At 34.7% G+C, this 19,599-nt stretch carries 18 protein-coding genes and 1 riboswitch; of the genes, 10 read left to right on the top strand and 8 right to left on the bottom strand.

The genetic code is table 11. The annotated features are described in order from the left end of the window. Positions 1–4 precede the first annotated feature (4 nt). From J4P91_RS04405 to malR, 3 genes are all read left to right on the top strand, one after another. Positions 5–1,306, top strand: a complete 1,302-nt coding sequence (locus J4P91_RS04405; RefSeq protein WP_207993064.1) for a carbohydrate ABC transporter permease — start codon at positions 5–7, stop codon at positions 1,304–1,306. Further along, positions 1,307–2,149 (top strand): maltosaccharide ABC transporter permease MalD, encoded by an 843-nt coding sequence (malD, locus tag J4P91_RS04400; protein WP_017151079.1) that lies wholly within the window; start codon positions 1,307–1,309, stop codon positions 2,147–2,149. Between the two features lie 276 nt (positions 2,150–2,425). After that, entirely contained in the window at positions 2,426–3,448 is a 1,023-nt protein-coding gene (gene malR / locus J4P91_RS04395; protein ID WP_207993063.1) for a maltose operon transcriptional repressor MalR, read from the top strand. Between the two features lie 13 nt (positions 3,449–3,461). On the opposite strand, the gene J4P91_RS04390 is transcribed toward malR, so the two are convergent. Then, a complete protein-coding gene (locus tag J4P91_RS04390; RefSeq protein ID WP_017151081.1) occupies positions 3,462–4,625 on the bottom strand; it encodes an aminotransferase A in 1,164 nt (387 codons plus the stop codon). A 100-nt stretch (positions 4,626–4,725) separates the two neighbouring features. Beyond that, entirely contained in the window at positions 4,726–4,926 is a 201-nt protein-coding gene (locus tag J4P91_RS04385; RefSeq protein WP_017151082.1) for a hypothetical protein, read from the bottom strand. 309 nt (positions 4,927–5,235) lie between these two features. On the opposite strand from J4P91_RS04385, the gene J4P91_RS04380 reads away from it, so the two are divergent. Beyond that, the gene (locus J4P91_RS04380; protein WP_207993062.1) at positions 5,236–6,510 is read left to right on the top strand and encodes a sensor histidine kinase; all 1,275 of its coding nucleotides are present in this window, start codon (positions 5,236–5,238) and stop codon (positions 6,508–6,510) included. 298 nt (positions 6,511–6,808) lie between these two features. On the opposite strand, the gene J4P91_RS04375 is transcribed toward J4P91_RS04380, so the two are convergent. After that, positions 6,809–7,552, bottom strand: a complete 744-nt coding sequence (locus tag J4P91_RS04375) for a DUF3967 domain-containing protein (RefSeq protein ID WP_017151084.1) — start codon at positions 7,550–7,552, stop codon at positions 6,809–6,811. A 241-nt stretch (positions 7,553–7,793) separates the two neighbouring features. Here J4P91_RS04375 and nucA point away from each other — a divergent pair, with 241 nt between their 5' ends. Both nucA and comJ read left to right on the top strand, forming a co-directional pair. Then, positions 7,794–8,228, top strand: coding sequence for a DNA-entry nuclease (gene nucA / locus J4P91_RS04370; RefSeq protein WP_017151085.1), 435 nt, complete (start codon positions 7,794–7,796; stop codon positions 8,226–8,228). 54 nt (positions 8,229–8,282) lie between these two features. Beyond that, complete coding sequence (gene comJ / locus J4P91_RS04365) at positions 8,283–8,672, top strand: competence protein ComJ (RefSeq protein ID WP_017151086.1); 390 nt, start codon at positions 8,283–8,285, stop codon at positions 8,670–8,672. 188 nt (positions 8,673–8,860) lie between these two features. On the opposite strand, the gene metE is transcribed toward comJ, so the two are convergent. The 3 genes from metE to J4P91_RS04350 form a co-directional block, all read right to left on the bottom strand. Next, the gene (gene metE / locus J4P91_RS04360) at positions 8,861–11,149 is read right to left on the bottom strand and encodes a 5-methyltetrahydropteroyltriglutamate--homocysteine S-methyltransferase (RefSeq protein WP_207993061.1); all 2,289 of its coding nucleotides are present in this window, start codon (positions 11,147–11,149) and stop codon (positions 8,861–8,863) included. 129 nt (positions 11,150–11,278) lie between these two features. After that, positions 11,279–11,467, bottom strand: a riboswitch (cobalamin riboswitch). Between the two features lie 486 nt (positions 11,468–11,953). Beyond that, on the bottom strand, positions 11,954–12,511 hold the full coding sequence (locus J4P91_RS04355) for a PadR family transcriptional regulator (RefSeq protein WP_207993060.1): 558 nt from the start codon (positions 12,509–12,511) through the stop codon (positions 11,954–11,956). A gap of 92 nt (positions 12,512–12,603) precedes the next feature. After that, complete coding sequence (locus J4P91_RS04350; protein ID WP_017151091.1) at positions 12,604–14,139, bottom strand: MDR family MFS transporter; 1,536 nt, start codon at positions 14,137–14,139, stop codon at positions 12,604–12,606. Positions 14,140–14,638: 499 nt separating this feature from the next. Between J4P91_RS04350 and J4P91_RS04345 the strand changes: the two genes are divergently transcribed. Continuing rightward, on the top strand, positions 14,639–15,151 hold the full coding sequence (locus tag J4P91_RS04345; protein ID WP_207993059.1) for a hypothetical protein: 513 nt from the start codon (positions 14,639–14,641) through the stop codon (positions 15,149–15,151). A 27-nt stretch (positions 15,152–15,178) separates the two neighbouring features. On the opposite strand, the gene J4P91_RS04340 is transcribed toward J4P91_RS04345, so the two are convergent. Beyond that, positions 15,179–15,412, bottom strand: coding sequence for a phage holin (locus J4P91_RS04340; protein WP_017151094.1), 234 nt, complete (start codon positions 15,410–15,412; stop codon positions 15,179–15,181). Positions 15,413–15,828: 416 nt separating this feature from the next. On the opposite strand from J4P91_RS04340, the gene J4P91_RS04335 reads away from it, so the two are divergent. Then, entirely contained in the window at positions 15,829–16,647 is an 819-nt protein-coding gene (locus tag J4P91_RS04335) for a peptidoglycan-N-acetylglucosamine deacetylase (protein WP_026049162.1), read from the top strand. Between the two features lie 55 nt (positions 16,648–16,702). After that, positions 16,703–17,323, top strand: coding sequence for a YkyA family protein (locus tag J4P91_RS04330; RefSeq protein WP_207993157.1), 621 nt, complete (start codon positions 16,703–16,705; stop codon positions 17,321–17,323). A 30-nt stretch (positions 17,324–17,353) separates the two neighbouring features. On the opposite strand, the gene J4P91_RS04325 is transcribed toward J4P91_RS04330, so the two are convergent. After that, a complete protein-coding gene (locus J4P91_RS04325) occupies positions 17,354–17,812 on the bottom strand; it encodes a YkyB family protein (protein ID WP_017151097.1) in 459 nt (152 codons plus the stop codon). Positions 17,813–17,991: 179 nt separating this feature from the next. Here J4P91_RS04325 and J4P91_RS04320 point away from each other — a divergent pair, with 179 nt between their 5' ends. Then, positions 17,992–19,530, top strand: coding sequence for a Ppx/GppA family phosphatase (locus J4P91_RS04320; protein ID WP_017151098.1), 1,539 nt, complete (start codon positions 17,992–17,994; stop codon positions 19,528–19,530). Positions 19,531–19,599 lie beyond the last annotated feature (69 nt).

Here is a 19,599-nt window from a genome sequence, read left to right as displayed (position 1 = left end):
AAATATGCAAACATCCATTGAACCCACGCAAGAAGTGAATGGTTCAAAACACCGAAAAACAGCTGCGATGTTGTCAATTATTCCAGGTGTTGGTCAAATATATAATAAACAATACGTAAAAGCTCTTATCTTTCTCGTATTAACAGGCTCATTTGTTGTAGCATTTGCGGATTTGTTAAATATGGGCTTGTGGGGAATTGTTACGCTCGGTACAGAAGTGCCTCGGGATCATTCTATCTTTCTATTAGTAGAAGGGATTTTAGCATTAATTGTTATAGCATTTGGATTAGGAATATATGCTTTTAATTTATATGATGCCTATCAAAATGGAAAAAAGCGTGATGTAGGAATACCGTTAAATTCTGTGAAAGAACAATACCGTAATTTATTAGATCAAGGTTTTCCATATTTGATGGTCTCTCCAGGATTTCTGTTATTGATTTTTGTAGTTGTGTTTCCGATTATTTTCGTATTTTTAATTGGGTTTACAAACTATGATTTATATCATTCTCCACCAGCGAAATTAGTAGAGTGGGTTAGTTTCAAAAACTTTATTGATATTTTCACTTTACCAATGTGGAGAGATACATTTTTAAGCGTACTTTCTTGGACGGTTATTTGGACATTTGTTGCAACGACACTCCAAGTAGCACTTGGTATTTTCTTAGCAATATTAGTGAATCAGCCAGGTATTAAAGGGAAGGCAGTGATTCGTACAATCTTTATTTTACCGTGGGCTGTTCCGGCGTTTGTATCTATTCTTGTTTTTGCTGGGATGTTTAATGAATCGTTCGGAGCAATTAACAATCAAGTATTAGCTATATTCGGAATCGAAAAAATTGCTTGGATGACAGATCCATTTTGGGCAAAAATTGCTTTGATTTTCATTCAAACATGGCTTGGTTTCCCATTTATTTTTGCGATGACAACAGGTATATTGCAATCGATTCCAGGAGAATTGTATGAAGCAGCTACAGTAGATGGTGCAACGGCATGGCAACAATTTCGTAAAATTACACTGCCGCTCGTTCTATATGCAACAGCACCAATCTTAATTACACAATATACGTTTAACTTTAATAATTTCAGTATTATTTATCTATTTAATAGTGGAGGACCTGCTGTTTCAGGACAAAATGCAGGTGGAACAGATATTTTAATTTCCTGGATCTATAAATTAACAATGACATCAGCGCAATACGGAAAAGCAGCGGCACTTACGATGATTTTATCGTTAATCGTTATTTCAGTGGCGTTATGGCAATTTAAAAGAACAAAATCATTCCAAGAAGAGGATATGATGTAAATGAATATAAAACGACAGAAAATGCTACGTCTTTCATTAAGTTATTTCGTAATTTTCATAATGTGTATCATTATTTTCTATCCATTATTATGGATTGTTGGTTCTTCATTTAATCCAGGAGATAGTTTATCAGGATCGAGTATTATTCCGAAAAATGCAACGTTAGATCATTATCGTGAGTTACTCGATCTTGATAAAAGTAATTATTTACTCTGGTACAAAAATACGCTAAAAGTTAGTGTGTTAACGATGATTTTCTCAGTACTATCAATTAGCTTTACTGCTTATGCATTTTCAAGATATCGTTTCGTAGGAAGAAAAAATGGATTATTAACGTTTCTAATTCTACAAATGATACCGAATTTTTCAGCATTAATCGCACTTTATATATTAGCACAGCTAACTGGCTTAATTGATACACACCTAGCGTTAATTTTAATTTATGTCGGTGGGGCAATTCCAATGAATACGTGGCTTATGAAAGGGTATTTTGATACGATTCCAAAAGAACTAGACGAGTCAGCCCGGATGGATGGGGCAGGACACTTCCGTATTTTTTGGCAAATTATTATGCCACTTGCAAAACCAATTGTGGCGGTTGTAGCTTTATTTACCTTTATCGGCCCATTTACAGACTTTATTTTAGCGAGTATCATTTTACGCACACCCGAAAACTATACGCTAGCGGTTGGATTATATGAAATGGTAGCGAAGAAATTTGGAAATGAATTTACAACATTTGCAGCGGGTTCTGTATTAATTGCCATACCGATTTCAATTTTGTTCTTATCATTGCAAAAATACTTTATTTCTGGTTTAACAGCTGGAGGTACGAAAGGATGAAAATGGGACATTATGTCCCATTTCTCTTTTTTAGGGGAATTTCGATTCATATGACATCGTAAGGGGAAAGATGTGAAAAAAATAGTATATTATAGTATAGGAAAATAAGCTTGTATCCTTTACAATACATGAAGAGGGAGAATATTAGTTTACATTAATATAATTTTTTTTGAGAAATGAAATAAAGTAATGGTAGCTTTCGTTTTCTCCTAATATCTGTGGAATACAGAATAAAAATAGATATGAATGAAGAATAAGAAGAGAGGAGGAGATTTAATGACAGTTACAATTAAAGATGTAGCAAAAAAGGCAAATGTTGCACCATCTACAGTTTCTCGTGTAATTGCTGATAATCCAAGTATAAGTGAAAAAACAAAGCGTCGTGTTCGTAAAGTGATGAGCGAGCTAGGATATCATCCGAATTTAAATGCGAGAAGCCTTGCGAATCAAACAACAAAAACAATCGGTCTTGTTATGCCGAGTTCCGCAAATAAAGCATTTCAAAACCCATTCTTCCCGGAAGTAATTCGAGGGATTAGCTCGTTTACGCATGTCGAAGGTTATGCGCTGTATATGTCAACTGGTGAAACAGAAGAGGAGATTTTTAATGGTGTTGTGAAGATGGTACAAGGGCGTCAAATCGGTGGAATTATTCTTCTCTATTCACGTGAAAACGATCGTATTATTCAATATTTACATGAGCAAAATTTCCCGTTTGTTTTGATTGGAAAGCCGTACGAAAGAAAAGATGAAATTACATATGTAGATAATGATAACTATACAGCTGCCAGGGAAGTAGCGGAATATTTCATTTCATTAGGCCATAAACAAATTGCGTTTATTGGTGGAGGTTCTGATTTACTTGTGACAAAAGACCGTTTAGCAGGAATGAGCGATGCTTTAAAATTAGCTGATATTGTGTTACCAGATGAATATATTTTACATTTTGATTTTTCAAGAGAGAGTGGTCAGCAGGCTGTAGAAGAATTAATGGGGCTTGAAAAACCACCAACGGCAATTATGGCGACAGATGATTTAATTGGTCTTGGGGTATTAAGTGCGCTTGCGAAAAAAGGATTTGCCGTACCAAAAGATGTTTCTATCGTAAGCTTTAATAATGCTTTATTATCTGAAATTGCAAGTCCACCGCTCACAACGGTTGATGTGAATATTTATCAATTAGGATATGAAGCGGCAAAAGCGTTAGTTGACAAGGTGGAGCATTCCGAGTCCACTTCAAAATGCATTATTATTCCGCACAAATTACTAAAGCGTCAAACTTGTGATCATTATGCGTAAAAAGCTAAGAGTGTTATCTCTTAGCTTTTTGTTTTAAAAATTTTTCTAAACGATCGCAGCCTTCTTTCAGTGTTTCCATACTATAAGCGTATGAAAGGCGGATATACCCTTCGCCATACTCTGAAAATGCTGTTCCCGGAACAACAGCGAGTCTAACTTCTTTGACAAGATCAATGGCAAAATCAAATGATGAAGATGTAAAATTTCCAACGTATGGGAATAAATAAAAGGCGCCAGTTGGTTTCTCAACAGTTAAGCCCATTTCAATCAGTCTGTTGTATACGTAATCACGGCGTTTTTTATATTGATGACGCATCATTTTCGGCGCATCTTTTGCCGCTGTTAACGCTTCGATTGCAGCGTATTGTGCGATTGAAGTTGCACATGTAACGTTGTATTGATGAACTTTCAAAATATGCTCAGCTAAATAGCTTGGGGCAAATAAAAGACCGATGCGCCAGCCTGTCATTGAATGGGATTTTGACAACCCATTAATAACGATTGTTTTATCACGCATTTCTGGAAAATGAGCAATGGACATATGACTATCTTCATATACAAGTTCACTATAAATTTCATCAGAAAGAACGAAAATATTTTTATCTTTTAAAACAGCTACAATGTCTGTTAGTTCTTCTTTTGAAAGTGTTACACCAGTTGGATTAGAAGGATAAGGTAAAACGATGCACCTTGTTTGATCTGTAATTGCATTTTGAATGGCTTCTGCTGTTAGACGAAATCCAGTTTCACGCACGTCTACAAAAATAGGTGTTGCGCCGCATAACCTAATAATAGGCTCATAACCAGGATAAATAGGAGCTGGTAAAATGACTTCTGTTCCTGGTTCTAAAATGGTACGAAACGTTACATCGATTGCTTCACTAGCGCCGATTGTAACGATGGTTTCGTTTTCAGGTGAATAGTGTAAACCGTAATTTTCCTTTAGAAAATGACAAGCTGCCTTGCGTAACTCTAATAGGCCAGCATTATGTGTATAGCTCGTATAGTTTTCTGTAATCGCCTGTTTTGCAGCTTCTTTTACTAAAGAAGGTGTTGGAAAATCAGGTTGTCCAATTGTTAAAGAAATGAGATTGTCATAATTTTGAATCATATTAGAGAACTGACGAATACCAGAAATTTGAATATCCTTCACTCTAGGATTAATGAATTGTTCCATTTTGTCTCCCTTTCTTCCGCTTGAAAATTAATTTCATTTTACCATATTTTTAATCATCTCGCTTTGCTGTGCATAAAAAAAGCCGCTTAAAGCGACTTTTTTAATAACCGTATTCCCAATCTATTTCATCTTCATTCCAAAGCACCGAAGATACTTTTCCGAGATACATAACAGATTCATTCACAGCGCATGTGCAATGTTCTTCACCAGTTTTGTCTTGCAATTCTTCGTATACTGATTTATCCACATTTTCGAGAACAACCAAATTTTCTTCTTTTAAAACAAGCGTAGTTCCTGCCATATTTATCTTCCTCCTACTAAAATAATAGTCACTTATTTGTAAACATAGATAGTATGGATTATATGCTGTATGTTGTTAAAGTTGTCCGTTTACTGGACCGTTTTATATTTTATTTGTAATCCGTATTCATTGTATCCTGCATTGTGATAATTTGGTACAGGGTTTACAATCATTTCGGAAAGTTGTAACATTTCTTAACGTTTATTCACAAATGATTTACAAATATGTTAAGAAAAATCTAAATTTTAAAACAAAAGTGACTGTAAAATGATATAATCATATCAAAATACATATAGGGGATGAGAGGCTATGGAGCTAATCCGTGACTTAATGATACAAGTTGCTATCATTATTTTGCCACTGTTTTTATATGAAGCGATTCGTCTAAACCGTTATCAAGATATGCTTCCAAAGCCCAATCGCTACTTTATTATGTTTTTATCTAGTATTACGCTTGTTCTCTCTATGATGTATCCAATTTGTTTTGGCGATGTTTGTGATTATAATTTTCATCAAATCCCAATTATTAGTGCTTTTTTGTATGGTGGGATTGCAGGTATCATTCCAGCATGTATTTTTATTATATACGAATGGTTTTTGAATGGTTTAACTTGGTTTCGGGTAATAGAAGTTTTATTTCTTGCAATCATTCCGTTATTGTTATCAAAAAAGTGGTCCGTTTTTCCAAGGGATAAGAAACTCATTTTGTCGTTCATGATTTCATCTATATACGTGTTTGTCTGCATAGTGTTTAATATGTTTGGTGTTTTGCTAGGAGTTGGTTTTACACCGCCTATGTCACATTTATATAGTGGATACATATTTGCTTCGCTTATTATGGTTATGACAATGGTATTTCAAGTGTATTTAACAGAGTATTTAAATGAAAATGCATTGTTACGTACAGAAATGCAAAAGTCTGAAAAGCTAAACATTGTAAGCGAGCTAGCGGCAAGTGTAGCGCATGAGGTGCGAAATCCCCTCACAGTTGTTCGGGGTTTTATTCAGCTATTAGAGAGTACAGAAGATATGAAGAATAAAGATTATATGCGTCTTGTACTAGCTGAGCTTGATCGGGCCGAACAAATTATTTCGGATTATTTAAATTTAGCTAGGCCGCAAATCGAAAAAAAAGAACATATATGTTTATCGGCACAGCTCATAGAAATGACTACTTTAATGTCTTCATTTGCAGCTATGCAAGGTGTTTATTTACAAGTGGAAATTTCTGAGAACCTTTATACGATTGGCGATAAGACAAAGTTAAAGCAAGCAATTATGAATATCGTTAAAAATGGAATTGAAGCGATTCAAGAAAATAAAGGGTATTTAAAAGTAACCGCCATTCAAAAAGATGATGTGATTATAGTACGAGTAAAAGATAGTGGTGTTGGAATGACGAAAGAACAGTTAGCAAGGCTTGGACAACCGTATTATTCATTAAAAGAAAAAGGAACAGGTCTAGGGCTAATGGTTACCTTTAGTATTTTACAAGCACATAATGGTACGCTGGAATATAAAAGTGAGAGTGGAAAAGGAACAGAAGCAATTATTACATTACCAGCAATTAGAAATAAGGAATAAAAGTTACCGATAGAAGGTAACTTTTTTATTTATCTATATAAATTCAAGTTAATAAAACGGCATAAACCCCTTCTTTTTAGTTGGGAGAGAGGATCCAGCCATGCATAGAAGCGGTCAGAGCCTTTTTCTGCCCCATGCCAAGTAAAAACGGAAAGAGAAAACAAGTAGCGGTTACCTTTTCTTCTTTGCGTGAGCGACTTATATGTCGAGAAACTAAAATAGATTTATATACGTGAAAATGAAAGGCTTGTAAAGCTTCTACCTTGGCTGATGGAAAGTTAACGATGAAGGTTTTACTTTATTCATTTGTTTTTTCTGGTTTGACTCGAACAAATAAGTTTTTAAATGATTGAAATAAACTTTGGTCCCTTGAGGCAGCGATTAGTCGTTTTGTTTCTTGAATTTCACGAATGACTTGCATAAGCTGTGCATCTCGATTGTTGTCTTTATTGTAAACGTGATTGACAAGCTTGTTCATTTTTTCTTCTTGTTTTGATTCACGCTTATACATATGATTCATCAATAAGTCCATTTTTTCTTTTTGCAGGGCATCTGTTTGAGCAGCGTGATTAATAAGCTCTTGCAGCATTTCTTCCTGTGTTCCTTCTTTTACATAGACTTGTTGCATTAATTCATCTAGTTTTTCATCTTTTAAGCGGTTTTGTGTAATTAGGGTTGAGTTTTGATGAATAATTGCTTCATTTAATTGTGCGAGCATCTCAAGTTTTAACATAAATTCTTCAAAGTTTCGGCCCTCTTCTTTCGGGTGTGCTTCTTGATGTTGTTTTAAAATTGGTACAGGTGGATTCTCTCTTTCTCTTAAAATGATCGGGATTGTTTCTGTAATATCTTCTTGCAGTGTGGCTGCTCGTTCATGAATTGATTTTAAAAGTTTCAAATCATCCATTTTATATATACGAGCGTCAGCGGTTTTTGCAATCATATAACCATGTTCTTCTAAAAGTTGACTATATTTTCGAACTATGTGTTTCGGGATTCCTGTTTTATTTGTAACATCCTTCGTTTTATATGTCGCCTCCATAACATTTCCTCCCCAAAAAGTATCGTATATACAAATTCCATCTTTTATTTGGACTTCCTTTAAAAAAGAATGTCGGAAGCCTAGAAGTTTTCTACATGATTAGCGAAAAATTGCATGAAAATGAATGTTTTTGGCGTAAGGAAGAGGAAGGGATAAAATAATGTCTGAAAACATATATCAAGGAAGTTTGTTATAATAATAGCTTAGGAAAAGAAATTGGGTCAAAAGCGGAGGTACATATATGAAACAATTAAAAGGCATTATTATTTCGATTATTGCGATTCTTTCTATTTTGGTTGCTGTTTATGAAGCATTTACACCAGCAGAACCAAAGAGCAAGAAAGAAGTTACATATGATCAAGTTCTAGAATTTCCAAAAGAACGTTATCCTGAAACAGGGAAACATATTGCAGATGCGATGAAAGAAGGACATTCTAAAGTGTGTACGATTGATCGAAGTGGTGCAGCTGATAGAAGAAAGTTGTCTCTAGCTCCATATCCAGCAAAAAAAGGGTATGATCGTGATGAATGGCCAATGGCAATGTGTAAAGAGGGTGGAAAAGGGGCACATATTGAATATATTAGCCCAGCCGATAATAGAGGTGCAGGTTCATGGGTTGGGAATAAGTTAGATAAGTATCCAAATGGTACACGTGTGAAATTTGTGGTGAAGTAGTAGGTGAACATAAGGAAATCTGCTTAAAGTCAATAGTAGAAGGGGATGGTGCTTGTGGAATTAACAATTTCCTATTCACAATTAATCGTAATGAATTATGATGGGGAACAGCCTTATGTAGACTGGACGAATGAAGATTTTGAGAGAGGCTATGCCGAAGCAGAAGGTGTAATTATTTTTGAGGCGATTTCTGATTATACGTGTGAAATCAAAGCAACGGTTGGGAAGCACACTGAGAAAGAAGATACAATAGGAACGATATTAACACCGTTTACGGTAGGCAATGAGGGTGTTTTTATAAGCAGCATTCTTTCAAGTAAATTACATATTCCTATTCCGCAAGGTGAATATGTGTTAGTGATGCAAGCAACCCCGCTTGAAGAACCGACAGATGATGGGCTGTACAGAGTCCGGTATGAACTGTTTTTTGAAGAGAAAAAATGAAAAAGCCACCAATGTGGCTTTTTATTTTGGCTTTCATTTTATTTTTATCCCGTATTAACTGCTCGTAAATGCCGCTTGGGTCTTTTATCATTTCTATATGGCATCACCTGTGCAAAATGAGAAGAAAGCTAGTTGAAAGATATATAGATGGAAAATAGGATATCCTTTGGAAGGACACCCTATTTTAATTAAGCCTTTGTTTTTAGAAGAGAGCGAGCCTCTTTAGCAGCTTGGACCATGTGCTCTAAAGCAGGTATAACTTCTTCTGTTTTTCTTGTTTTTAAACCACAATCCGGGTTAATCCAGAAGTATTTTGGATCACATACTTTTAAGGATTGTTCTACAATTGTATACATTTCATCTTTGCTTGGAACACGAGGACTATGAATATCATAAACTCCTAAACCAATTCCTTTTTCATATGTTGTATGTTCTAGTGTATGAATGAATTCACCATGGCTTCTTGATGTTTCGATAGAAATAACATCAGCATCTAATGCACGAATCGCATCAACAATATCTTCAAAGTTGCTGTAGCACATATGTGTATGAATTTGTGTTTCATTCGCTACAGAAGAAGTTGCTAAAAGGAATGACTGAACAGCCCATGTAATATATGCGTCCCAATCTTTTTCTTTTAGTGGCATCCCTTCTCGAAGCGCCGGTTCATCGACTTGAATAACACGGATACCGGAAGATTCAAGTAATTCGATCTCATGGCGAAGTGCCAATGCAATTTGATAAGAAACTTCTTTTCGTGAAATATCATTTCGAACGAATGACCAGTTTAGAATTGTCACAGGACCTGTTAACATACCTTTTACAATTTTATCTGTAAGGCTCTGTGCATATGCAGTTTCTTTAATTGTCATCCCATTAATAAAGGCAACATCCCCATAGATTACAGGTGGTTTTACACAACGGGAACCGTACGATTGTACCCAACCATTCTTAGTGAAAGAGAAACCAGCAAGTCGTTCACCAAAGTATTCCACCATATCTGTTCTTTCAAATTCACCATGTACAAGTACATCAAGACCAATATTTTCTTGATGGCGAATCCATTTCTCAGTTTCTTTTTCGATAAATTGTTCATATTGTTCGTTTGTAATATCACCGCTTCGCCATTGTTTACGCGTTTGACGAACTTCAGTAGTTTGTGGGAAGCTACCGATTGTCGTTGTTGGAAGTAGCGGTAATTGTAATGCTTCTTGTTGCAGTGCATAACGTTGTTCGAATGGAAGAGGACGAGAAAAGTCTTCTTCTTTAAGAGTTGCCCGTGCTGCTTTCACATCTTCACGATTACGTGCAGCTGAAGAACGTATAGCTTCATGAGCAGTGCGATAAGTAGCTAATTCCGTACTAACACTTTCTACACCTTCAGAAAGTGCACGTTTAATTAGCGTAAGTTCTTCTAATTTTTGGTTTGCAAATGCAAGAGCATCAAATAGTTCTTTTGCTAAATGTGTTTCTTCAGTTTTGTCAATTGGAGTGTGTAGTAAACTACAAGAAGGTTGAACAATCCAATCTTTCGGTGTAACACGGTCTTGTAATGTTTTAAATAAAGAAAGAACCTCATCAAGATCAGCTCTCCAAATGTTACGGCCATCTATACAACCGACAGCTAAAATTTTGTCTGTTGGGAAACCGTGCTCTAAAATAGCTTTTACATTGCCTTCTTTACCGTGAACAAAGTCCAATCCAATGCCGGATACAGGAAATGTAATAAACTCTTCATAGTTTTCTTCTACGCTATCAAAATAAGTTTGTAGAATTAGAGATACATGTGGTACTTCTTTACGAATTGTTTCATAAAGTTCTTTAGCTTCTGCAATTTCTGCTTTTGTTAAAGATGCAAAGATTGGTTCATCAATTTGTACGAAGCGTGCGCCAGCTTCATGTAATTCAGTTAATAGTTGTACATAAGGTGCAACTAGTTGTTGTAGGATTGTTGCGAATTGATCTTCTTTATATCCTTTTGCTAATTTTAAGAATGTATAAGGCCCTAATATAACAGGTTTTCCATCGACACCTAATTCTTGTTTTGCTTCTTCATATAAACGAAGTGGACGATTGTCTTTTAAAGAGATTGTTAATCCTTCTTCGTATTCAGGAACAATATAATGATAATTTGTATTAAACCACTTCGTCATTTCGGAAGCGACGTGATCTTTGGAGCCACGTGCCATCGCAAAATAGACATCAAGATAAGAAGAAAACTCAGAAAAACGTGATGGAATAAAGCCGAGCATGTAAGCAGTATCTAGTACATGATCATAATATGTAAAATCGCCAATAGGAATTAAGTCAATTCCTTTTTCTTGTTGTGCCTTCACATGCTGAAGACGAATTTCTTTCATGTTTGTTAAAAATTGCTCTTCATTAATTTTATTTGCCCAAAAAGCTTCCAGTGATTTTTTCCATTCTCGGTGTAATCCAATTCGTGGATACCCTAAATTACTTGTTTGAATTGCCATTTAAATTTCCTCCCTAATTGAAAGTAAGCATTTCCGTTTACTCGGAAATGCATGTAACGAAAAGTAAAAAGGTACAGAAAATAGCCCTCTCTCCTCGTTCATAACACCTAATCATCATCCGTGAGTCTATCAGTGTTGTTAAAATAGGCAGGTCTCCTGGCTAATGCTTCATGTGATTTCTTTCACCTTCCCGTTTTCACAGTGGTATAGGAAAGAAGTCTCTGCACATACAGTGGCGGGACCGCGTTGGATTTTCACCAAACTTCCCTTTTAAACACGAAATAGGAAATTTCGTATACCTATTTTCCTTTTGAAAGGAATTTAACAAGCAAATATGATATTGAAACAAATTTTAACACAATTTTTTAAATTTTGTCTACTGTTTTGAAATAAGAATATTTGTAAGTTTTTAATTCTTATTATTTAAAAAAATCAAATTATTAAGAATGGTATTTTTCATGATTAACTTACATGCAAGAACAAAGAGAAAATGTGAGTGTTAAAAGAAAACAAGAAGACAAATGGTTATTGATCGCAAGTATTTATCCCGCTATTCGCGGGCAGTAAGACCCCCACTTCAAAATTCACAAAGAGTAAAGAAGTTAGGTAGGGGACGGGCTGCCCGTAAAAGCCCGATTGGTGAGGGCTAATAATCGGTGGGGGATGAAGAAAACCCCCCACTGAATAAAGTTTCACTTTATTAGAAAGAGGATAAGAACAAAAATAGAGAAAAACTGCTCGTAAGAACTTGATTAATGAGAATTCTTACGGGCAGTGGGAAGAAAGCGTCCAAGCATAGAAGTTTCACTGTATATCCATTCCGATTTCGGAAAGACATCCAGCACTTGCATCCTTATGTAGTTCGTTTAACCAACGTAATTCAACGGTGATATGTTCAATAACGCTTTTTAAAATATACAGTTGTGCACGGGGGATGGTTGCTTTACTATGGTCGTATATCGATTGCATCGTATGTAAATATTGAATTGTGTCATCTCTTTTTTTTTCCAAAATAGGAATAATAGCTTTCTCATCACCAAAATGAGCAAAGGAAAGAGCCGAATAGATTGGTTTATATATTTGATTTTTAGCTTCAAATTGCTTCAATAAAAGAGTCTGGAAAAGATTTTTTCCAGTTTCAGTTATATGGAAAATAGTCTTATCTGGTCGATTTGTATCTCGTACTACACTTGTAACCGCAATTGCCCCTTGCTTTTCTAATTGTTCAAAAGCGTAGTAGAGGGAACCTTTTGCATATTTAATATAACAATCCATTTGTCGCTCTTTTATTGTATGTTGCACTTCATATGGATGTTTATCTCCTTCGAGTAATAAGCCGAGAATGACTAGTTTCATACTCACGCTGTCTCAACTCCTGTAATATAAACTTTATACATATTATAAACGGTATATCTCTTTCGATAAAGAGATATACCGTTTCGTTTTGGCATGTATTAACTTACTTGTTTCTGTTTTTTCGTTGTTCCAGTTAAGAGACGTTCTTTACCCATCAGTATAATACAGATGATACTTAGGATAGCTGGGATAAGTGCCCAGAAAAATGTATCAGCAATAGATGCCGCAAGTGCTTGTTTAATTCCATCCAATATTTGAGGTGGAATTTTTTCAGTAGCATGTGGTGATAATAAAAAGCTCGTATCCCCGCTTTTTGGTGCCATTTTTGCCAACTCTGAAGGGAAAATAGCTTTTAATTTATCAGTGAAAATATGGTTTTGAATAGTCCCAAAAATTGTTACACCAAGAGTCATGCCAAGAGAACGGAAAAATGAGTTTGTGGATGTAGCAGAACCTCGGTCTCTCATTTCTAGATTGTGAATGGAAGACATGCTTAAAACAGAGAAAGAGAAGCCGACTCCAAGTCCAGCAAGAACCATAAAGAGCGTTACGAGTGCGCGTGGTGTTTCCATCGTTAAAGTGCTGAGTAAATAGATACCAAGTACAAAGAAAATACCAGACACAATCATAATGTTACGATAACTCGTTCGCGAAGCAAATTGTCCACCTGTTTGACTTCCAATTACAGAACCGACCATCATCGGTGTTAAAATTAATCCGGCATTTGATGCAGAACCACCGAGAACGCCTTGGACAAAGATTGGAATATAAACAGTGCAAATAATAAAAGCTGCTCCATAGAAAAAGGCAACACCTTGACTTGCTGCGAATAAACGCTTTTTAAATAGATGGAAAGAAATAATTGGATCTGTTGCTCGTCGTTCTACGAAGAAGAAGATAATAAGCATAATAGCAAAAATAGCAAATAAGCCAAGAATCATATTGGAATTCCATGCATACTCTTTACCGCCAAGTTCTAGTGCAAACATTAAGCAAACAATGCTTATTACAAGTGTAATGGCACCGGCCCAATCGATTTTTTGTTTTCTATATTGTAGAGACTCTTTGTAGTACTTGGAAATGAAGAAGAAGGAAATAAGACCTAATGGAATATTGATATAAAAGACCCAGTGCCAACTTATATAATCAGTAATATAAGCGCCTAATAAAGGACCGAATACGCTTGACGTTCCAAAAACTGCTCCAAATAGTCCCGTCATTTTCCCTCGTTTTTCTGGTGGGAATATATCATACATGATTGTGAAGGCAATTGGCATGAGAGCACCGCCACCAATCCCTTGAATTGCTCTGTAAATACTTAGCTGTTCAATGCTTGTCGCTGTACCGCAAAGAATAGAGCCGAATAAGAAGAGAAGTAACCCACCGATATAAAAACGTTTACGACCATACATATCAGAAAGCTTTCCGAAAATCGGCATTCCTGCCATCGTTGCTACCATATAAGCTGATGTGACCCAAACAAATTTATCAAATCCTCCTAGGTCTCCGACAATTGTCGCCATGGCAGTGGCAACGATTGTATTATCCATTGCTGCCATTAAAATACCGAGTAATAATCCAGCAACAACAAATTTTGTTTTATTTACATTGTTTTGAGATGTTTGTTCTTGCAAACATAGTCCTCCTTTTATATAAGATTAACTGCTCTTTAGGAAAATCCTATTAGTAGTTTGTGCTTCAGTATGTCTTTATGTACGACTATGATTTCACTGTTTCTTTTATAAGAGAAGATGGTGTTTTAGTGCCATAAAGAATAGAAAGTATAAATCATATTATAGTCAAATTTGACTAAAAGGCAAATTTTTTACTTTATCCCGCTATTCGCGGGTAGTATGATCTCCACTTATTAAAGTTACACTTTAGATTTTTTAATATTGAAGAAAAAAGAAGTTAGTAAATGACATGGTGTATGGCTATTTAAAATGGTTTTTTAATCGCGTTGTCGAATAAGATAAAGAAGAAAGATAAAAATGTTGAAGACGTATATTTTTTATTGGGATAAAATAGGAGGGCGTTTTAAAGGGAACGAATTGGAGAAGGGTGTTTTATTATTGAAGAGAGCAGAATAAATTTGTACAGATAATAACATCTGGAATGAGGTGAATTGTTATTGTGAAAATGTGGGAAATAAGTCTAGATAAAGAAGTGTTCCCTTTGTCTTTACAGCCTGTTATGTGGATGGAAGGTGGTTCTAAAGAAGTTACGAGCAAACAATCTAATCCAAATGTAGCAGTAACATTACAAATTCGCAGTCAAAAAGAGAAGTGTTTTTCACAAAAAGTTGTTTATGATGAACATGAAATTCTTATTATTCAATTAGAAGTTGAAAATATAGGAAGCGAAGAGGTTTCTCACGTAATCGTTAGTCATATGATTCGTGATCATTTTGCATATATCCCTAATACATTACAAACGAATAAAGGAACGGGAGAGTTTTTATTTCAACTTGTAAGGTGGCGTATTGATGAATTACTATCAGGTGAAAAGACTCAATTAACCTGCCAGGTGAAAGCATCACGTATACAAATCCAGCCTAGTATTTCATTACGTGCTACATATACATTCCGGCAGAAGGGCCGATTATATGGACCATTACAAACAAAAGAAGCAATGTTGATACAATAAAAAGGAACCCGGACATGGGTTCCTTTTTTAATGAAGGTTATGCTTCTTTAGTAATTCTTTTTGTTCCAGGCCTTTTTTTCCTACATAGTTATTTTTATATCCGAAGTATAAAATAAATAAGAAAGAAGCAACATTTATGATTGCATCAATTTGGTCATTTGTAATAAAAGAAAGCCCGAATGATTCAAATAATAGTTTTAATGATAAGAGAAATCCGGCTAAAAAACGAATGATGTCTGAAATGTTTTCTTTTGGTAACATCTTCTTCTCCTTTCGGTAATGAATATATACTATATATATGAAATAGAAAAGAAAATGAATACAAGCTATAAGTAGAAATGGCCGATGATAACGTCCATTTTTTATTTTGCAGAAAAATATTATTGTTATGGAATATAAATAATGCTTTTCGTAACAAATTTTTCTCTTTTGTTACAAAAAAATGGTGTTTTGTAACAAAAGTCTTTAAAAATAGATTTAAACATCATATAATTGTGATGGATGTGTCAATACATTTTGCACAATGGTTTTCATTTAAAAAGTGTAGAGGAAACAATCTCTACACTTTTCTTTTTAAGGAAAAAAAAAGAATATTTGTAAGTTGTTGCAAGTAAGCCTTTACACTGTGTAAAATGGACAAGAAAAGATTGATAGAAAGAGAGAAAGGGAATGGTAGAATGATAGACGTGAGGAGCCGACGATCGCCTTTGATCAGGCGGATAGTTATAATTGCTATTGCAATTAGTGCTATCGCGGCGGGGTTTTTCATATTTCAATCCTTTACATCACCTGCAAGAGCTGTAGCCACTCAGGAAAACCCAATCCAGCTTGTTAGTGAACAGGAAAAAGTTGGATTGGATAAAAAAGCACCGGTGAAATTTAATGGGGAAGTACGTAAAGTTGCATACTTAACTTTTGATGATGGACCGAGTGAATTTCAAAAAGAAATTTTAGATATCTTAAAGAAAAATGAAATAAAAGGAACATTTTTCATGATTGGCGGAAATATCCCATCTCATACAGAGAGTGTGAAACGTTTAGTAAAGGAAGGGCATTATCCAGGTGTTCATAGTATGACACATGACTATGCCAAACTTTATAAACAGGGACAGTTTGTAGAAGAGATGAAACAAGCACAGAAAATTGTGAAAGATGTTACAGGGGTTGAACCAAAGCTTGTTCGTTGCCCGTATGGAAGTATGCCGGGACTTAATCAAGCACTAAGGGACCAAATGGCAACAGTAAATATGAAAGAATGGGACTGGACTATTGATTCTTTAGATTGGAAATTGCCAGGGAATCCGAATGGTGTAGTACAAAATGTCATTTCAGGTGCTAAACAAGAACGTGAAGTCATTTTAATGCATGAAAAAAAACAAACTGTACAAGCATTGCAAACAATTATTGATGATCTTCGTAAAAAAGGGTATGAGTTTGAAGTATATGAAGAATCTGCTCATTTTCCATTAAATTTTTGGCATGATGATCGTATATAAGTAGGAGGAAAAGAAGTTGAAATATAATAAAATAGCAATTGTAGCAGCTTTATCTATGACATTATTAGCTGGTTGTTTTGGACCAAAACCAGAAGAGGAATTATATGTAGCATTTGAAAATGCTGCGAAGCAAGAAAAACCAATGTTTGAAGACGCGAAAAAATTAGAGGCATTAGAAAAAGAAGGTCAAACATTATACAGTCAAATTGTACAAGAAGGAAAAGATAATAATCAAGCCGTGAAAGAAAAATTAGATCAAGCAATGAAAAATACAGCAGAACGTGGAAAAGTAATTGATAAAGAAAAAGAAGCATTGAACAAAGCGCAAGAAGAAGTAAAATCAGTTGATAAATATGTGAAAAAAATCGAAAATGGTAAGCTAAAAGAACAAGCAGACAAAGTAAAGAATACTTACGAAAAACGACATGAGTCTTTTAAGAAGATGTATGATAACTATAGTAAATCATTAAAGTTAGAAAAAGAATTATTTACAATGCTTCAAGATACAGGGGCAAAATTAAAAGATATTAGTGATAAAGTAAAAACGGTGAACCAATCTTATAAAGATATTGATGCTGAAAAAGATAAGTTCAATGAATATACAAAATCATATAATACAGAAAAAGTAGCATTTTATAAACAAGCGAACATTAAAATAAAAGAAGAGAAGAAATAAAGCAGGTTGGCCGTTATGGCCAAGCCTGCTTTATTTCTTTGTGTACGTACGACGATACCAAGGAATCGGTTCGCTTAATTTCTTTTCTTGTTTTAGTGCTTCTGGTCCAATATAATCTTGAAGCGTTTTTTTTGCTACTGCCAAGGAAAGAGTTGTTTTGGGGTTTCTATAGGAAGATTCAAGGCTACCGAGATGCGGGAGAGTACTGAAATCATCTTTTGTAGGAGGGATATGGAAAAAATAGTCACCTAATCGAACGAGAACATCTGATTGTTGCTGACTAAAACGCGGATTCCTAGAGAAATGTAATCCTTCTTTTATTGCTTTTTTTTCACTAATTAAACGTTCTAAAGCAATTTTTTTCAACCAGTATAAATATTTAGGATTTGTAGCAGCTTTGGCATGTCGGTTCACAATGAAAATAGATTGAGCCAATCGATCAATAGAATGATGTTTGTGTGACTGAGACTGTGGTTGTGAAGGTTTCATAGTGGGACCCCTTTCTAGTTTTTCAATATTATAGCATAAACAAAAGTAGTTTTTATTATATACAAAAAATGATTGTATATATTTTCAATATTAAAGCAATATTGTTACCAAAAACAACTATTTTGTATAATAGTGATAGGAATGTTTTCTAGAAATTTGATAATGAAAGAGTGAGAAGTGTGAAAGATATATTGAAACAGCAATATGCCATTATTGATATTGGTTCAAACACGATGCGATTGGTGATTTATGAAAAACGAAATGGAGGTTTTTATAAGGAAGTCGAAAATACAAAGGTTGTTGCACGGTTAAGAAATTATCTAATAGATGGTGTGCTAATAGAAGAAGGAATGAATATACTCTTGCAAACATTACTTCAATTTCAAGAAAGTACAAGGTTTCACGGATTACATAATGTGCTTTGCGTTGCGACAGCAACAATTAGACAAGCAAAGAATCAAGAAGAAATAAAAAAGCTTGTAGAAGGAAAAACTGATTTTGTACTTAGGATTTTATCTGAATATGAAGAAGCACGCTACGGTTACTTAGCTGTGATGAATTCAACTTCTTTTACTGAAGGAATTACTGTCGACATTGGTGGGGGGAGTACAGAGGTTACATATTTTCGGGATCGAGAAATTGTAGAATATTATAGCTTTCCTTTTGGAGCACTTTCTTTAAAACAACAATTTATTCATCATGAGACACCGACTGCAGAAGAATTAGAAGAATTAAGAAGATATTTATGGTATCAATTTGAAACGTTACCTTGGTTAAAGGAAAAAAAGTTACCTCTTATTGCGATAGGTGGGAGTGCTCGGAATATGGTGAAAATTCATCAAAATATAATTTCTTATCCGATAGCAGGTTTACATTTATATAAAATGGAGGAAGCGGATATAGGGGATGTAAAAAAGGAATTAGAAAGTCTTTCTTTTGCAGAATTACAGAAGTTAGATGGGTTAGCAAAAGATCGGGCTGATACAATTATTCCAGCGGTAGAAGTATTTTATATGTTAACAAATATAATACAAGCTCCGTCCTTTGTATTAAGCAGGAAAGGATTACGAGAAGGTGTTTTCTATGAGGAACTTACAAAAAACTTAGGGGTTTCTTATTATCCAAATGTGATAGAGGAGAGTTTACACTTATTATCCTATGAATATGAAATGGATATGAAATTTGTTATTCAACTTATCAAGCAAGGAACGTTAATTTGTACACAACTTGAAGAGTCTGAAATTATTTCTTTTTCAGAAAAAGATTGGGGTATATTTTATCAAGCTGCCAAAGTGTTTAATATTGGGAAATACATAGATGCAGAAGCAAGTCGTCTACATACATTCTATTTATTGGCGAATAAAACAATTGACGGTATGATGCATAAAGAGCGTATTAAGCTTGCGCTTATCGCATCCTATAAGTCGAAAATGTTATTTAAACAGCATTTGGAGCCATTTGAAGGATGGTTTGATAAAAGTGAACAAAAAAAGATTCGTTTGTTAGGAGCGATTTTACAATTTTCTGCGGCTTTAAATGTGAGGCAAAGGGAACTGATTGAAACGATTCAAGTGAAGAAAAATAAAGAGGAGCTTGTCTTTCATATCGAGTGTGGACAATCGGCTTTAGCAGAAAAAGTACAGGCTGAAAAGCAAAAAAAACAACTTGAAAAAGTATTGAAGATGAACATTAATCTAGTATTTGGCGGGAAATGTTAAGTTGTACGGATGTCTTTACGAAAAATTTACACTGAAATAAATTGGAATTTGCTACAATAAATGTAACTA

This window comes from Bacillus sp. XF8 (assembly GCF_017498755.1).
Taxonomy (GTDB): Bacteria; Bacillota; Bacilli; order Bacillales; family Bacillaceae_G; genus Bacillus_A; species Bacillus_A bingmayongensis.
Note: the sequence above shows the minus strand (reverse complement) of the source record. Positions and strands in the feature narration are given on the sequence as shown.

Bases quoted from the DNA above. Each gene is read 5' to 3' on its own strand.
- nucA (WP_017151085.1), top strand. From the start codon at position 7,794: ATGAAACAATTAAAAGGCATTATTATTTCGATTATTGCGATTCTTTCT.
- J4P91_RS04390 (WP_017151081.1), bottom strand. From the start codon at position 4,625: ATGGAACAATTCATTAATCCTAGAGTGAAGGATATTCAAATTTCTGGT.
- J4P91_RS04375 (WP_017151084.1), bottom strand. From the start codon at position 7,552: ATGGAGGCGACATATAAAACGAAGGATGTTACAAATAAAACAGGAATC.
- J4P91_RS04340 (WP_017151094.1), bottom strand. From the start codon at position 15,412: ATGTTACCAAAAGAAAACATTTCAGACATCATTCGTTTTTTAGCCGGA.
- malD (WP_017151079.1), top strand. From the start codon at position 1,307: ATGAATATAAAACGACAGAAAATGCTACGTCTTTCATTAAGTTATTTC.
- malR (WP_207993063.1), top strand. From the start codon at position 2,426: ATGACAGTTACAATTAAAGATGTAGCAAAAAAGGCAAATGTTGCACCA.
- J4P91_RS04325 (WP_017151097.1), bottom strand. From the start codon at position 17,812: ATGAAACCTTCACAACCACAGTCTCAGTCACACAAACATCATTCTATT.
- J4P91_RS04380 (WP_207993062.1), top strand. From the start codon at position 5,236: ATGGAGCTAATCCGTGACTTAATGATACAAGTTGCTATCATTATTTTG.
- J4P91_RS04330 (WP_207993157.1), top strand. From the start codon at position 16,703: ATGACATTATTAGCTGGTTGTTTTGGACCAAAACCAGAAGAGGAATTA.
- J4P91_RS04335 (WP_026049162.1), top strand. From the start codon at position 15,829: ATGATAGACGTGAGGAGCCGACGATCGCCTTTGATCAGGCGGATAGTT.
- metE (WP_207993061.1), bottom strand. From the start codon at position 11,149: ATGGCAATTCAAACAAGTAATTTAGGGTATCCACGAATTGGATTACAC.
- J4P91_RS04405 (WP_207993064.1), top strand. From the start codon at position 5: ATGCAAACATCCATTGAACCCACGCAAGAAGTGAATGGTTCAAAACAC.
- J4P91_RS04385 (WP_017151082.1), bottom strand. From the start codon at position 4,926: ATGGCAGGAACTACGCTTGTTTTAAAAGAAGAAAATTTGGTTGTTCTC.